Source organism: Streptacidiphilus jeojiense (assembly GCF_000719095.1).
GTDB lineage: Bacteria > Actinomycetota > Actinomycetes > Streptomycetales > Streptomycetaceae > Streptacidiphilus > Streptacidiphilus jeojiensis.
The window spans coordinates 23,489-38,526 of record NZ_JOEH01000011.1 but is presented as its reverse complement, the minus strand read 5'-3'; the positions used below and the strand labels follow the sequence as shown (position 1 = coordinate 38,526).

11 protein-coding genes are annotated in these 15,038 nt (G+C 71.7%); 7 read left to right on the top strand and 4 right to left on the bottom strand.

What is annotated here, in order from left to right; translation table 11 throughout:
• Nucleotides 1–38 precede the first annotated feature (38 nt).
• The 3 genes from IF29_RS42055 to IF29_RS0116245 all read right to left on the bottom strand — a co-directional run bounded on the left by IF29_RS42055 (nt 39) and on the right by IF29_RS0116245 (nt 4,683).
• Nucleotides 39–395: a VOC family protein gene (locus IF29_RS42055; protein ID WP_037595499.1), complete on the bottom strand. Its 357-nt coding sequence runs from the start codon at nt 393–395 to the stop codon at nt 39–41.
• Nucleotides 396–480: 85 nt separating this feature from the next.
• Nucleotides 481–2,478, bottom strand: a complete 1,998-nt coding sequence (locus tag IF29_RS0116250; protein WP_084714365.1) for an aldehyde dehydrogenase family protein — start codon at nt 2,476–2,478, stop codon at nt 481–483.
• A gap of 111 nt (nt 2,479–2,589) precedes the next feature.
• Nucleotides 2,590–4,683 carry a SpoIIE family protein phosphatase gene (locus IF29_RS0116245; protein WP_030254930.1) on the bottom strand — a complete coding sequence of 698 codons (2,094 nt, stop codon included), beginning with the start codon at nt 4,681–4,683 and terminating at the stop codon, nt 2,590–2,592.
• A 153-nt stretch (nt 4,684–4,836) separates the two neighbouring features.
• On the opposite strand from IF29_RS0116245, the gene IF29_RS0116240 reads away from it, so the two are divergent.
• Complete coding sequence (locus IF29_RS0116240) at nt 4,837–5,958, top strand: hypothetical protein (RefSeq protein ID WP_030254928.1); 1,122 nt, start codon at nt 4,837–4,839, stop codon at nt 5,956–5,958.
• A 58-nt stretch (nt 5,959–6,016) separates the two neighbouring features.
• Nucleotides 6,017–6,877, top strand: coding sequence for a DUF3592 domain-containing protein (locus IF29_RS0116235; RefSeq protein WP_030254924.1), 861 nt, complete (start codon nt 6,017–6,019; stop codon nt 6,875–6,877).
• Here IF29_RS0116235 and IF29_RS0116230 read toward each other — a convergent pair.
• Complete coding sequence (locus tag IF29_RS0116230; protein ID WP_037595491.1) at nt 6,867–7,889, bottom strand: DUF6528 family protein; 1,023 nt, start codon at nt 7,887–7,889, stop codon at nt 6,867–6,869. The genes IF29_RS0116235 and IF29_RS0116230 overlap by 11 nt on opposite strands.
• Nucleotides 7,890–8,148: 259 nt before the next feature.
• On the opposite strand from IF29_RS0116230, the gene IF29_RS0116225 reads away from it, so the two are divergent.
• From IF29_RS0116225 to IF29_RS0116205, 5 genes are all read left to right on the top strand, one after another.
• Nucleotides 8,149–8,544: a peptidoglycan-binding domain-containing protein gene (locus IF29_RS0116225; protein ID WP_030254922.1), complete on the top strand. Its 396-nt coding sequence runs from the start codon at nt 8,149–8,151 to the stop codon at nt 8,542–8,544.
• A gap of 73 nt (nt 8,545–8,617) precedes the next feature.
• On the top strand, nt 8,618–9,337 hold the full coding sequence (locus IF29_RS43610) for a hypothetical protein (protein ID WP_051725390.1): 720 nt from the start codon (nt 8,618–8,620) through the stop codon (nt 9,335–9,337).
• 112 nt (nt 9,338–9,449) lie between these two features.
• On the top strand, nt 9,450–11,324 hold the full coding sequence (locus IF29_RS0116215) for an ABC transporter ATP-binding protein (RefSeq protein ID WP_030254917.1): 1,875 nt from the start codon (nt 9,450–9,452) through the stop codon (nt 11,322–11,324).
• 175 nt (nt 11,325–11,499) lie between these two features.
• Nucleotides 11,500–13,605 (top strand): DUF8189 domain-containing protein, encoded by a 2,106-nt coding sequence (locus IF29_RS0116210; protein WP_030254914.1) that lies wholly within the window; start codon nt 11,500–11,502, stop codon nt 13,603–13,605.
• A 134-nt stretch (nt 13,606–13,739) separates the two neighbouring features.
• Nucleotides 13,740–15,038, top strand: coding sequence for an ABC transporter substrate-binding protein (locus IF29_RS0116205; protein WP_030254911.1), 1,299 nt, complete (start codon nt 13,740–13,742; stop codon nt 15,036–15,038).

The following is a 15,038-nucleotide window of genomic DNA, read 5'->3' as shown; positions in this document are numbered from 1 at the left end:
GGTTGGAGCGCAGGCATCGGCGGTTCGCCCCCGGTCGTTCAGGGCGTGGCGGCTTCGTGCAGTTCGATGGCGTTTCCCGCTGGATCGGCCAGAAATGCCTGACGGGCGCTGCCGACAGGCACCGGATCGCTCACCCGCAGGCCGACGGCGCGCAGTTCGGCGACGGTGGCGTCCAGGTCATCGACGAGTACGGCGAAGTGCTGGCCGCGGGCAGACGGCGGATCGCCTGGTAGCAGATGAACCTGCTGTCCTCCGGCGTCGAGCCAGGCGCCGGGGCCGATGGAGTCGGGGCGGTCGGTGCGGACGGACAAGCCGAGCACACGGGTGTAGAAGTCCAGGGCCTCGTCGAGATCCGAGACGATGACCGATACGTGGTGGATCGCTGCCACCTTCACGCAGTCCCTCCCTGTCGGGTCGTTCCGGTCGGAAGGGCCAGCGTACCGATGATCCGGTTGCGCGCCCTTCGGGGGACGCGAACCGTCAGGCGATGGGCTTGTCCAGGACGGCCTTCAGGTGGCTGAAGGTGTCGATGGAGTACTCGCCGTGGTAGCGGCCCATGCCGCTCTCGCCCACGCCGCCGAAGGGGAGTTCGGGTACGGCCAGGTGCGCGACGGTGAGGCCGAAGACCAGACCGCCGGAGGAGGTCTCCTCGGTCAGGCGCTGCTTGGTCTCTTCCGATTCGGTGAAGGCGTACAGGGCGAGCGGCTTGTCCCGCTCGTTGATGAAGGCGATCGCTGCGTCGAGGTCGGGTACGCCGACGATCGGCAGGACCGGGCCGAAGATCTCCGCCTGCATCACCGGGGCCTCGGGCGAGACGTCGGCCAGGACGGTCGGTGCGAGGTAGCGGCTCGCCCGGTCGTGGGTGCCGCCGGTGACGATCCGTCCGTCGCCCAGCAGTGCGGTGAGCCGGTCGTGGTGGCGCTCGTTGACGATCCGTCCGTACTCGCTGTTGGTCGCCGGGTTCTCCCCGTACAACGCCCTTACTGCGGTGACCAGTTCGGCTTCCAGCGCGGCGGCGGTGGCGCCGATGGCGAGTACGTAGTCGGGGGCGACGCAGGTCTGGCCGGCGTTTTGGAACCGGCCGCGGGCGATCCGCTGGGCGGTGACCGTCAGGTCCGCGCCCGGCTCGACCACGGCGGGGCTCTTGCCGCCCAGCTCCAGGGTGACCGGGGTGAGGTGCTTGGCGGCGGCGGTCATGACGATCCGTCCGACGGCGCCGTTGCCGGTGTAGAAGATGTGGTCGAAACGCTGCTCCAGCAGCGCGGTGGTCTCCGCCACGGCGCCCTCGACGACGGCCACGGCCTCCCGGTCCAGGTAGCGCGGAATCAGCCGGGCCATCGCGGCGGAGGTCGCCGGGGCCATCTCACTGGGCTTGAGCACGGCCGTGTTGCCCGCCGCGAGAGCGCCCACCAGCGGCGCCAGCGCGAGCTGCAGCGGGTAGTTCCACGGGGCGATGATCAGGACGACGCCGAGCGGGTCGCGCACCACGCGCGCCTCGGCGGGCATGAAGGCAGCAGGCACGCCGGCGGGCCTCGGGCGCAGCCACTGCTCCAGGTGCGCCACGGTGTGGTCGATCTCGTTCACGACGAACCCGACCTCACTGCGCTGCGCCTCGGTCGCGCTCTTGCCCAGGTCGGCGTTGAGCGCGGCGAGGAACTCGTCGGACTCCTCCACCAGCAGCGCGCGCAGGGCGTTCAGCTGGGCCAGTCGCCACGCGAGCGGCCTGGTCCGGCCGGTCTCGAAGGTGGCTCGCACCCGGGCCACCACCGTGGCCGGGTCGACGGAGACGGCGTCCACCAGCGTGCGGGCCAGCTCGGCGGAGGAACCCGGGTTCTGGCCGGTGTAGAGATTGCGGTCGACCACCGTGTGCGGGGCGAACGGTGCGGCTTCGACGAAGTCGGCGCCGAGCTCGACCAGGCGGTCCTGGAGGAGCCACCGGGCCTTGGCCGCGAGGCCGGCCGCGGTCTCCTCGGCGTTGGTGAAGGCGGTCATCCGGTAGCCGGCGAACGGCCAGCTGCCGTCCTCGCGGCGGGCGGCGAGCAGCGCGGCCGGTGCGTGGCAGACCACGCCCAGGGGCCTGCCGGAGTCCAGGGCGCGGGTGAGGATCCGGCCGGAGCCCTGGTCCACTGCGAGGTCCTCCATCGGGCCGTGGCCGCCCGGGTAGAAGATCAGGTCGAACGTGTCAGGGTCCACTTCCGCCAGTTTGGCCGGGGCCTCCAGCGTGTCGCGGATCGAGTCGAGGTAGGCGCTGAGACGGTCGGCCTGTTCCTGGCCGCCGTTGGCCTCGGCGGCCAGGCTGGCCCGGTCGACGGGGGCGGGGACCCCGCCGGGGGTGGCGACGGTGATGCGGTAGCCCGCTTCGCTGAAGATCCGGTGCGGCTCGGCGAGTTCCTCGGCCCAGAAGCCGGTGGGGTGCAGGGTCCCGTCTGCCAGGGTCCAGTGGGTGGCGCCGGTGACGACGAACAGGACGGCGGTCATGGAGGTGCTCCCTGAGGCTTGAGGACCTTGATGGTTCATGTGTTCAAGTAATAGATCGACGGTAAACCTACATGGTTGACAATGTCAATTAATTCGCAGGCCTCCCGTCGCTCACAGTGCGGGCAGTGGGAACTCGCACCAGACGCTCTTGCCGGAGCCCAGCGGCTGCACCCCCCAGCGCTCGGCAAGGGCGTCCACCAGCAGCAGCCCCCGGCCGGAGGTGGCGGTCTCGCCCGGGGTCCGGCGTCGGGGCCACTCGCTGGAGGAGTCCTGGACCTCCAGCCGCACCCGGGGTCCGGCGTCGCCGAGGAGCTCGACGGTCAGCGTGGCACCGCTGTCGGTGTGCACCAGCGCGTTGGTGATCAGCTCGTCCGCCACCAGCTCGATGTCGCCGACCGGACCGGTGGCCGCCCAGCCGGACAGGATCTGCCGCAGCACGGCGCGGGCTTCGACCAGTCCCTCCGGGTCGGCCTGGTGGATGTGGAGCACCGCCCGGATCGGCACCCGGCCGCCGGCGGCCGCGGTGCGCCGCAGCAGGAGCAGTGCCATGTCGTCCTCGGTCCCCGCCCGTCCGGACCCCTCGTGGCACAGGTGGTCGGCGAGCTCCTCGGTGCGCAGCGGTCCCGACTGCAGGGCTGCGGCCAGCGCCGCCATGCCCTCGGCGATGTCCTGGCCGGGGCGCTCGACCAGACCGTCGGTGCACAGCAGCAGCACCCCGTCGTGGTTCAGGTGCAGCCGGGTCTCCGGGTAGTCGTCGGCTTCGAAGGCGGTGGCCATCCCCAGCGGGAGCCCGCCGCGCACCGCGGGCCAGCCGGTGCGACCGCCACGGTGCCGCAGCAGCGGCTCCAGGTGGCCGGCCCGGGCCAGCCGGAGCACCCCGGTCTCCAGGTCCGCCTCGACGTAGATGCAGGTCGCGGAGCGCTCGGTGTCCAGTTCGGCCAGGAACCGCGAGGCCCGGGCCAGGACGGTGGAGGGGGAGTGGCCCTCGGCGGCGTAGGCGCGCAGGGCGATGCGCAGCTGGCCCATGATGGCGGCGGCGTGGCTGTCGTGCCCCTCGACGTCGCCGACCACCAGCCCGACCCGGCCGTGCGGCAGCGGGATCACGTCGTACCAGTCCCCGCCCACCTCCCGTCCGCTGCGTCCGGCCCGGTAGCGGACGGCCACCTCGCCGCCGCTGATCTGCGGGATCCGCCGGGGCAGCATGGTGGTCTGCAGGGTGGTGGCGAACTCGCGCTCCTGGTCGAAGAGCACGGCGCGCTGCAGGGACTGGGCCACGGCGCTGGTCAGGGCGATGCAGATGTTGCGGTCCTCGGTGCTGAACTCGTGGCTGTCGCCGTAGTACAGGCCCAGCGCGCCGAGGGTGCGTGCCTGGGCGATCAGGGGGAGGAAGGCGCCGGCGTTGATGCCCATCTGGTCCGCGTAGGGGCGCAGCCTGGGGAAGCGGGCGCAGAGCTGCTCCTGGTCGCCGATGAACTGCGGGCGGCCGGTGCGGACGGCTTCGGCCAGCGGCAGCTGGTCGTCCAACCGGGTGAGCGAGAAGTCGTCCTGGGCCCGGAGCGCCGGTGAGGGCGGGTGGGTGGCGGCGACCAGCCGCATGCTGCTGCCTTCGATCAGGCCCAGGGCCAGTCCGTCGGCGCCGAACCGGCGCAGCCCTTCGCTGTCGGTGACCACGTTGATCACGTCCTGCACCGTGAGCGCCCGCGCCAGGGCCTCGGTGGTGGCCCGCACGAAGTCCGTCTGGCGGCGCCGGTCGGCGCCCAGCGTGCGCATCACCTCGGCGTGCGCCAGCTCCTCGTCGGCGTTGCGGACGATCCCCACGATCCGGTAGGGCTGGGCCTGCTCGTCGCGCAGGATGCGGCCCTGGGTGTGCGCCCAGCGGAGCGAGCCGTCGCGGCAGACCACCTGGAAGTAGGCCGCGAAGGTCAGGTGGCCGGCCTGGATGGCCAGGGTCACCGCGGCGTCCAGGCGCAGGCCGTCCTCGTGGGTGACGCTGCTCGCGAGCGAGGCCGGGCGGCCGTCGTAGTCCTCCGGCCGCAGGTCGAACACGTCCAGGCCGACCTCGTCGAGGTGGTAGGTCCCGGCTTCCAGGTCCCAGTCGAAGCTGCCCATGCCGTTGAGCGCCAGCAGGTCGGTCCCGACGGCCGACGGTGCCGGTCTGCTCCGTGGGTCGTAGCTGGTCGGGCCACGCACCGATTGGTCCGCCATGCGAGCGCTCCCGGCGATAGGGGATACCCGGCTTCTCGTGGAAATGCGAGATTAGTCTACTTTGCGCAGTGGACCGGGAGCGGGGTGAAACCGTCCCGGGCGGTTCCGCGGAAGTGCGTCCGCCGGTCACCCCGGCCCGGCACAATCGCCGGTATGACGATCACCACGGGCACCCCGCCCAAGCCCGGCATCCAGCCGAGGCCGGGCACCTCCCTCACCCTCGCCCGGGGACTCGTGACGGGGGGCGTGATCGGCACCTCGCTGGCCGCCCTGGTGGTGGGCGCGGTCGTCAACAGCGGACCGCTCTTCGGCACCGGGTCGGGCCTGGCCGCCGGCTACGGGCTGCTCTGCTTCCTCGGGGTCAGAAGGCAGCGCGACCGGGAGGCCGCGGTCGCGCCCCGCACGGCCCTCGCGATGATCGAGAGCATGGACGCCACCACCGGTGAGCCGAGCGACGTGCCGGTGCGGTTCGACCTCTCCGTGGTGCCGGACGACGCGCCGGGCTTCCGCGTCGAGATCACCCAGGCCATCAACCGCGTCGACCTGCCCGACTACCGCCCGCGCGGCGTCCTGGTGGTCCAGTACCCGCCGGACCGGCCGTGGCGGGCCAGGATCGTGAAACGGCCGACGCCGGAGTGGGAGGACCGGGTGGCCGGGGCCCGGCTCGACACGGTGCCCGGGCCGGCGGTGGCGCGCGAATCCCAGGAGGGCTGCTCCTTCGGCCTGGTCGCACTGGTCGGACTGCTGCTCGGCGCGGCCGCCGTGGTCCTGCTGTTCCGCGCGGACCTGTTCGCACAGGACACCGCCGCACTGCCGCCCTCGGCCGCGCAGCCCTCGGTGTCGGTCTCCTCCACCTGGTCCAGCACGGTGGAGACATCGGCGAGCGGCACGGTCACCCTCGGTCCGGGCCAGTCGTTCCTGGACCAAGGCGAGCTGCGCCGGGCCGTCGACTCGCTCACCAAGGGCAGGGGCACCCGCCAGGCACTCACCGTCGTGGTGCAGGACCGGCTGCTGTCGATCGTGTTCACCCCCACCCCCACCGGCACGCAGGCCCTGCAGTTCGACCCGGGCTCGCTGCCGTACGAGCGCTTCCCGGCCCTGGTCCAGGAGGCGGTCACCACCCTCGGCGTGCACTCCCCGCAGACCTGGCAGCTCAGCGTCGACCGCCTCACCGGCTCGCTCACCATCCGGATCGGGGTGACCGGACCCGGGGGCTCGGCCTCGCTGGAGGCGGACGGACAGGGCAGGGTGGTGCGGCGCAGCCCGGTGGGCTGACCGCGAAGGCAGTGTGCTCGGTGAAAACCGTCCCCCAGGAAGGGCAGAAGGAAGACGCATGGGCTGGCACGGCTGTCTGGCGCTGTGGTGTGCGGTGTTCGGCGCCCTGGCGCTGCTGGGGTACGGGCGGTCGCTGGCCGGGGTGACCCGGGCCCAGCGGGCGGTCAGGGTCACGGGACGGATCGAGCGGGTGCGCGAACCCCGGCACGGCAGCTCCGGGTCGGACGGGATACCGGTGGTCGTCTCCTTCCAGGACCCTTCCACCGGGCAGGAGTTCACCGTGACCAACGACGGTGAGCACGGCGACCGGGTCAGCACGGCCTGGACCGGCCGGGAGATCGGCATCCGCTATCCGCCCGGCAGGCCGCACGCCTTCAAGTTCACCGGCGACCTCCAGGCAGGCCGGCGCGGACTCGGCGGGCCGAACTGCGCGGTCTTCCTGGTCTACGCCGGGCTGGTCGCCCTCGCCGCGGTCGACTGGGGCTGGCCCTGGGCGCTGCTCGGCTTCGGCGGGCCGTGGACCCTCTGCGGGGTGTGCTACCTGCCGCAGAACGCAAGCGAGTTGAGCCGCCGCATCGACACGCTGAGCTCTTCGGGCGGTGTCCCGGGCCGGGTCGTCGCGGTGCTCAGGGACGTCCGCACCGACGAGGACGGCCACACGACCACCAGTGACACCCCGGTCGTCGCCTTCACCACCCACGAGGGCACGGCCGTCACCGCCTACTGCTCGTCAGGGCTGCCCGACCCCGCCGGCTCCTACGGACGGGACGTCACCATCCACTACTCGCCCGCCGACCCGGCCGTCTTCACCGCGGACCTCGCGGCCGAACACCGTTCCCGGACCTCGGACCTGGCCTGGGGCGTGGTGGCCCTGCTCATCGGCGTCGCGGCGCTGGTCGTGGGGGCGGTCATGGTGTGACGCCCGGCCACCGGCCCGCCCAGCGGGCCTTGTAGAGGCCGGAACCGGGAAGGGTCGCCTCGCCGGTGGGGGCGAGGAGTTCGATGGTGGAGGTGCACCAGGCACAGGGGTTGTCGGACTGCGGCGTGGCAGCCCGGGGCGACACCAGCAGGATCTGCCCGGTCGCCGGGTCGTCGCCGATGCTCTTGACCTGCGACCGGTCCACCTCGGCCGACACGGTACCGGGCAGGAAGCTGCGGGTGCCGAGCGAGAACTGGTGGACGTGGGCGTTGGTGGTGACCCAGAGCCGGTCGCTGTCGGCGGCGACCGCGGCCAGGTCGTGCCCGCCGTGGTCCGGCAGCCGGTAGCGGGCCGCCTCGGTGAGCCGGGGACCGTCCGGACCGTCCGGACCGTCCACGGCCAGGGCGACCAGCAGATCGTCCCCCAGCGCCCACAGCAGGCCCGTCGTCGCGTCCCAGTGCAGTCCGTGCGCGCCGGGCAGCGGGTACTGGGAGCAGACGGTCGAGCGGGGGCCGAGGGAGGCGGCGTAGCGGCGCACCCAGCCGGCGGTGCTGGCGGCCACGGCGATGTCGCCGCCGGGGAGCCACTCCAGGGAGTGCAGGTTGGCGCCGGGGATCGCGGCGGCCCAGTACACCTGCCCGTCGGAGACGCCGACAGCGGCGGCAAGACCCTCCGAGGCGCAGGTCAGGACGGTGGCCCGGCCCGGAGCGGTGGACCACTTGGCCTCGCTGACGTTCCGCCAGGTCCGCTCCGGCGCCAGGTCGGCCAGCGCGTTGCCGGGAGCGTCGCCGGGTGCCCAGGACCACAGCGGGGCGGGTACCGCGCGGGTCGTCGCCTGGGCGGGGTCCAGCAGCAGTGCCCGCCTCGACACCTGGTCGGCGGCGATGATCCGACTTCCCGGACCGGTCCGGCGGGGCGACGCGCCGGTCGACGCGGCCGCACCGGTCGTAGCGAGTACGGCGGCGCCGGCAGCCAACTGCAGCACGCTCCGGCGCGAAGGATCGAACGGCACGGGTCCGACCCTAGGCCCGTAACCCGAGCGGCCCGGGTCGGGACACGCGACATGTGCCTGTCGGCGCGGCCGGGTCCGGACCCTCGGATTCGCTCAGGCCAGTGCCGGGCGTCCCGTCCCACCGTCATGTCCCGCTCATCTCCGCAGGTCAGGGCCACCCCTGTCCCAAGATCTCGTCACTTGCCCGGGCACTGTGGCTCCCGCAGCCGCCGACGCGACAGTCTGACCGCCGATCCCGCTGACACGAAGGAGAGCCCCCATGCCCACTCGGCACCTGCTGCAACGACACCTGGTTCAGGGCACCTTGGCTCTCGGCATGCTCGGCAGCGCCGTGTTCGGCCTCACGGGCACCGCGTACGCGGTCACCCCCATCAACTACTGGAGCTCTGCCTGCCCGACCCAGAACCTGCACGAAGGCGAGGGCGACGGCTGCGTCGCCTACCTCCAGGAGCAACTCAACAAGTCCCAGGTCACCCCCACGGTCGCTGTCGACGGAAGCTTCGGCCCCAAGACCGAAGCAGCCGTGATCGCGTTCCAGCAGTACGTCGACGACAACTACACCGGGCTGCCCTACCCCAGCCTTTCCGTGGACGGCGTCGCCGGACCGCAGACCAGGACCGACCTCGACACCTGGGACAGCCACGTCGGGCAGTGACCGGGCGTTCGGCGGTACCGACGGGCGAGGACCGCGTCCGAGCAGGATCGATCCATCGAGAGAGGACTCATTCATGACGTTTCCCAGCCTCAAGGTTGCCGGGGTCATGGCAGTGGCTGCGGCCATCGCCATGGCGGGCGTCAGTACGGCGGCTGCCGCGCCAGGGAAGGCGCCCCATGCCGCCGCCCCCTTCGCCGCGCAGGTCAAGGCGGCCGGCCTGAACACTGCTCAGTCCGCCGAACTCCAGAAGCGCGTCGACCAGATCGTGCACCAGTACGCCGGTGCCAAGCAGGTCGCGGCGAACGAGATCGCGCTGCCGCACGGCGATTCGGTCCTGCTGCCGCTGCCGGGTCAGACCTACGCGCGGGTACTGCCCGGTGCTGTCAACCTCGGCTTCGCACCGGCGACCACCGGCACGACCAGGCTCGCCGCCGCCACGGTGAGCCCTGCGGACACCGGTTCGCTGGGTGACGTGGGTGTCCCCTTCACCTGGTTCAAGAACGGCAACCCGGCCGACGGGCCCGGCGCCAGCTGCTCCTACTACTACCTCTGCATGTGGCAGGGACAGTGGGGGGCCGGTGAGCAGTTCAACGTCAGCACCTGCAACGAGGACCAGGAACTGCCGGGCTCGGGCTGGAACACCTACGGATCGTGGGTCAACAACCAGACCCCCGGGACGCAGGCCTTCCTCCTCAACAGCAGCCGCAGCGTGATCTACACGGTGCCTGCGCTGACCTACAACAGCGACTACAACTGGGCGCCCGTCTGGTACGCCGACGCCTGCAACCACTGACGGGAGCCGGGCAGGCGCGGCCGGGGGATCCGCGCCTGCCCGGCGCCTTCCGGCGGAACCTGCTGCTTCGGGGCCGCACGTAGCGGAAGCGCCACGTGGGACAGTCTCTTCCATGAGCATGGAATCCACAGCCTGGATGCAGCTGCACAGCGTGATGAGCGCGCAGCAGGAGCGCCGTCCCCTCACCCGGGCCACCGTGAAGCGCATCGGGGCCTTCGCCCGCCCGCACCGCCGGCAGATCATCCAGTTCCTGGTGCTCAGCGTGGCGACCGCGCTGCTGGCCGTCGCCACCCCCGTCCTCGCCGGCCGAGTCGTCGACGCGATCGTGAACGGCAAGGACACCGGCACCGTGATCCGCCTTGCGCTGCTCATCGCCGCGATCGCCCTCGCGGACGCCGCGCTCGGGCTGCTGAACCGCTGGCTGTCGGCGAGCCTGGGCGAAGGGCTGATCCTGGACCTGCGCACCGCCGTCTTCGACCACGTCCAGCGCATGCCGGTGGCCTTCTTCACCCGCACCCGCACCGGCGCGCTGGTCAGCCGCCTCAACAACGACGTCATCGGCGCGCAGCGCGCCTTCAGCAACACCCTCTCCGGTGTGGTCAGCAATGTCGTGACGCTGCTGCTGACCCTCGCCGTGATGCTCACCATCTCCTGGCAGATCACCCTGCTCGCCCTGGTGCTGCTGCCGATGTTCGTCGTCCCCGCCCGCCGCACCGGTGCCCGGATGGCACGACTGCAGCGCGAGGCGGCCGAGCACAACGCGGCCATGGGCACCCGGATGACCGAGCGCTTCTCCGCGCCCGGCGCGACCCTGGTCAAGCTCTTCGGCCGGCCCGCCGACGAGTCCGCCGAGTTCGCCGCGCGGGCCCGTCGGGTGCGCGACATCGGCGTGCGCACGGCCATGGCGCAGTCCGTGTTCATCACGGCGCTGACCCTGGTCTCCGCCCTGGCGCTGGCGCTGGTCTACGGCCTCGGCGGCTTCTACGCCATCCGCGGAGAGCTGCAACCCGGCGCCGTCGTCTCCCTGGCCCTGCTGCTCACCCGCCTGTACGCTCCGCTGACCTCGCTGGCCGGTGCCCGGGTCGAGGCCATGAGCGCCCTGGTCAGCTTCGAGCGGGTCTTCGAGGTGCTCGACCTGGAGCCGCTGATCGACGAGAAGCCGGACGCCCGCCGGGTCCCCGAGGGCCCGGTCTCCGTGGAGTTCGACGCGGTCCGCTTCGGCTACCCGCCCGCCGACAAGGTCTCCCTGGCCTCCCTCGAAGAGGTCGCCAGTCTGGACACCCGCGGCGGCACCGAGGTGCTGCACGGCGTCTCCTTCCGCGCCGAGCCCGGCGAGATGGTCGCGCTGGTCGGATCCTCCGGCGCCGGGAAGTCCACCATCGCGCAACTGCTGCCGCGGCTGTACGACACGGACGAGGGCGCGGTGCGCCTGGGCGGCGTCGACGTACGCGATCTCACCCAGGACTCGATCCGCGCCTCTATCGGCATGGTCACCCAGGACGGCCACCTCTTCCACGAGTCCGTCCGCGCCAATCTCCTGCTGGCCAGGCCCGGGGCCACCGAGGACGAACTGTGGGACGCGCTGCGCCGTTCCCGGCTGGACGGCCTGGTCGCCTCGCTGCCCGACGGCCTGGACACGGTGGTGGGGGAGCGCGGCTACCGCCTGTCCGGCGGCGAACGCCAACGGCTGACCATCGCCCGCCTGCTGCTGGCCCGTCAGCGCGTGGTGATCCTGGACGAGGCCACCGCCCACCTGGACTCCACCTCGGAGGTGGCTGTCCAGGAGGCGCTCGCCGAGGCCCTGGAGGGCCGCACCGCGGTGGTCATCGCGCACCGCCTGTCCACCATCCGCGCCGCCGACCAGATCCTGGTCATCGAGGCGGGCACCGTCGTCGAACGCGGCACGCACGAGGAACTACTGGTCGCGGGCGGCCGGTACGAGGAGCTGTACCGCGCGCAGTTCGAACGCCCGGGAGCCGAGATCTGACGGGTGCCGAGGACGGTCACGCTCCGAATTTAAGTTAATTAGCAATAAATATTGACAGCCCTGAGTGGGCCCAGCCACAGTCTTCGCCGTGACGCCGCCGCCGATGTCCGGCGTGGATGCGGTGTCGAGAGGCCTCAACTCACGGGAGACGTACGTGACTTCGCATCGTGCTGGGATGACGCGGGGGCGGCGGCGGGCGGCGGCGCTGCTGGGTGCCGCTGTGCTGGTGGCTCTGGGGGTGCCGCAGGCTCGCGCTGCGGACGACCAGGGCGCGCCGCAGTTCTACGACAGCGGTCTGGCGCCGACCCCGTACATGGGCTGGAACACCTACTACGGTCTGGGGGCGCCGACCGAGGCCCAGGTCAAGGGAGTTGCCGACTACCTGGTCAGCAGCGGGCTGCGGGACAGCGGCTACGACATCGTCTGGCTGGACGGCGGCTGGCAGGCCGACACACCGCGGGACCCGGTCACCGGCCAGTTGGTGGCCGACCCGACCCGGTTCCCGTCCGGGATCCCGGCGCTGGTGGACTACCTGCACCGGCGCGGCCTGCGGGCGGGGATCTACACCGACGCCGGCGTGTACGACGGCAAGAACTGCGGGCTCGGCAGCGGCGGCCACTACGCCCAGGACGCCAGGCAGTTCGCCGACTGGAAGATCGACGCGGTCAAGGTGGACTTCCTCTGCGGGATCGCTGAGAAGATGGATCCGGGGACCGCGTTCAAGCAGTTCAGCGCGGCGGTCGCCGCGTCGGGCCGCCCGATGCTGCTGAACCTGTGCAATCCGCTGACCGACGACTGGGGGCTGCCGCACACCCCGGCGCAGGACGCCCACAACGCCTATGTCTACGGACCGACCACCGCCGACTCGTGGCGTACCGGGACCGACATCGCCTGGGGGACCCCCACGGCGGGCGAGTGGCCGAACATCCTGCGCAACATGGACGCCAACGCCTGGCACCCCGAGGCCCAGGGGCCGGGGCACTACAACGACCCGGACTACCTCGTCCCCATGCGCCAACTGGCGGGCGGCGGCCTGGAACTGTCGCAGGAGGAGTCCACCACGCAGTTGGTGATGTGGGCGGAGATGGCCTCGCCGCTGATACTGGGCAGCGATCCGCGGACGCTGCCACAGTCGATGATCGACACCCTGCGCAACCCGGAGATCATCGCGGTGGACCAGGACCCGCTGGACATCCAGGGCGTGCGGGTCGCCACCGACTCGGTCGGAGACGTCTACAGCAAGGTCCTCCAAGGCTCCGGGCAGCGCGCGGTGGTCCTGCTCAACCGCTCCGACCAGCCCCAGCAGCGCACCGTCAGCTTCGCGGACGCTGGTCTGACCGGGAAGGTCGCGGTGCGGGACCTGCGGGCCCGCGCCGACCGCGGGGCGTTCACCGGCTCCTACACGGTGCAGGTGCCCGCGCACGGCACCGCGTTCCTGCGCCTCAGCGGTACGGACACGGCTCCCGGAACGCAGCTGCCCGGCACCTCGACGTCCAGCCCCGCCCTGGTGGCCGACGGCGCCACGCTCACCGTCTTCACCCGTGGTCAGAACGGCTCGCTGCAGGTGCGGACCGGACAGCAGGGCGCCTGGTCGACGGGGCCGGACCTGGGCGGGCCGACCGGCGGCCGGTTCCTGGGCCAGCCCGCCGCCTACGGCTCGGCGGGCGGACGGATCGACGTTTTCGTCCGGGGTACCGACGACCACGCCTACCGTCGGGTGCTCAGTGACGGCCACTGGGGCGGCTGGCAGGACCTTGGCGGCTCGTTGACCGACGCGCCGACGGTGGCGTTCTCCGGCGCGGACCAGTGGACCCTGTTCGCCCGCGGCACCGACGGCAGCGTGTGGTCGCGCGGACCCCAGCAGGACTGGACGTCCCTCGGCGCCCCCGGCGACCAGCCCATCTACGGGCGGCCCTCGGCCGTGGTCGACGCCGCCGGGGAGCTGCACGTGGCCGTGCGCACGCCGGACGACGCGGTGTGGTGGCGGCTGCGGGACAGCTCCGGCACCTGGTCGGACTGGACCTCGCTGGGCGGCACCATCAGTGGCAGCCCCACCCTGGTCGCCTCGGGGGACACGGTGCACCTGTACGCCCGGGCCGGCGACTACACGCTGTGGCAGCGCAGCTTCACCACCGCCGGGGGATGGCAGGGCTGGACCCCGCACGCCGGCTTCGTCAGCAGTGCCTTCACCGGGGCGCTGGGTGCAGCCGCGGGGGCGGACGGCTCCGTGCTGGCCGCGTTCCGAGGCGTCGACGGCAGCGTCCACCAGACCACGCTCTGACCTCTAGATAATAAATTAGGAATTAATCTTGACGGCCCGGCGGCCACTGCGACAGGCTGTGCCTGCCGCCGCGGGACCGGGCCGCCAAGGGCCGCCGCCCCTCCGTTTCGCGGGCGCAACCAAGGAGATCGAAGATGACCCCCTTCACCACCGACCGCCGCAACTTCCTCGCCGGCGTCGGCGCCGTGGGTGCCGGCGCACTGCTCAGCGGATGCGTCACCCAGACCTCGAGCAACTCACCCACCAGCCAGTCCAGCAGCGGACCGGTCACCCTCCAGTCCAACCTCTCCTCGCCGCAGGCCAAAACGGCCCTGGAGACCCTGATCGCCGCCTACAACAAGAAGGGCGGCTCCCGGGCCCAGCTCAACACCGTGGCCTCGGAGACCTTCCGCACCCAGCTGCCCACCTACCTCACCTCCGCCAACCCGCCGGACGCCTACACCTGGTACCCGGGCTCGGTCGCCGAGGCGTACGCCAAGCAGGGGCTGCTGCTGGACCTGAGCGACCTGTGGCAGGGGCCGGACCTGTCCCGGTACTCGGCCGCGATGCGGGACCTGTGCACCTCGCCCTCGACCGGCAAGAAGGACTTCGTGCCCACCGACTACTACTGGTGGGGCTTCTTCTACCGCAAGTCCAACTTCGCCAAGTGGGGCGTCCAGGAGCCGACCACCTGGAACGAGTTCCTGGCCCTGTGTCAGACCCTCAAGACCAAGAACGTCGCCCCGATCGGCATCGGCGCGGGCAGCGGCACCGCCTGGGTCGCCTCCGCCTGGTTCGACTACCTCAACATCCGGGTCAACGGCGCGACCTACCACCGCGAACTGCTGGCCGGCAAGCACAGCTTCAACGACCCGCAGGTGCACAAGGTCTTCGACTACTGGGGACAGGCGCTGCCGTTCTTCGACCCCAACGGCACCGCGCTGGCGTTCCAGGACGCCACCACCTCACTGCTGGAGGGCCGCACCGCCATGATGCTGATCGGCACCTTCTTCGCCGACGCCGCCCCCAAGGACGCCCTCGGCGACCTCGACTTCTTCCGCTTCCCGGTGATCGACCCGAAGGTCCCGATGGCCGAGGAGGCGCCCGCCGACGGCTTCTTCGCCAGCTCCCGGACCGCACACGCCGCCGGGGTCAAGGACCTCCTCGCCTACTTCGCCACCGCCGAGGCGCAGGAGCTGTACATCAAGAACTCCTCCGGCACCGTCCTGCCCACCCACCCCGACGCCAAGGACAACGGGACGCCCCTGGTGGTCAAGGGACGCAAGCTCATAGCCTCCGCGGCGCAGGTCACCCAGTTCTTCAACCGGGACTCCAGCGACGCGCTGCAACCGACCGCCGACACCGCGCTGGTGCACTTCCTGTCCAAGCCCAAGGAGGTCAACTCGATCCTGACCACCTGGCAGCGCGACGCACAGCAGATCTGGAGCAAGTGA

Excerpts from the sequence above, each read along its gene's own strand:
- IF29_RS0116250 (WP_084714365.1), bottom strand. The coding sequence starts at position 2,478 with ATGACCGCCGTCCTGTTCGTCGTCACCGGCGCCACCCACTGGACCCTG.
- IF29_RS0116245 (WP_030254930.1), bottom strand. The coding sequence starts at position 4,683 with ATGGCGGACCAATCGGTGCGTGGCCCGACCAGCTACGACCCACGGAGC.
- IF29_RS0116240 (WP_030254928.1), top strand. The coding sequence starts at position 4,837 with ATGACGATCACCACGGGCACCCCGCCCAAGCCCGGCATCCAGCCGAGG.
- IF29_RS0116235 (WP_030254924.1), top strand. The coding sequence starts at position 6,017 with ATGGGCTGGCACGGCTGTCTGGCGCTGTGGTGTGCGGTGTTCGGCGCC.
- IF29_RS0116225 (WP_030254922.1), top strand. The coding sequence starts at position 8,149 with ATGCCCACTCGGCACCTGCTGCAACGACACCTGGTTCAGGGCACCTTG.
- IF29_RS43610 (WP_051725390.1), top strand. The coding sequence starts at position 8,618 with ATGACGTTTCCCAGCCTCAAGGTTGCCGGGGTCATGGCAGTGGCTGCG.
- IF29_RS0116215 (WP_030254917.1), top strand. The coding sequence starts at position 9,450 with ATGAGCATGGAATCCACAGCCTGGATGCAGCTGCACAGCGTGATGAGC.
- IF29_RS0116210 (WP_030254914.1), top strand. The coding sequence starts at position 11,500 with ATGACGCGGGGGCGGCGGCGGGCGGCGGCGCTGCTGGGTGCCGCTGTG.
- IF29_RS0116205 (WP_030254911.1), top strand. The coding sequence starts at position 13,740 with ATGACCCCCTTCACCACCGACCGCCGCAACTTCCTCGCCGGCGTCGGC.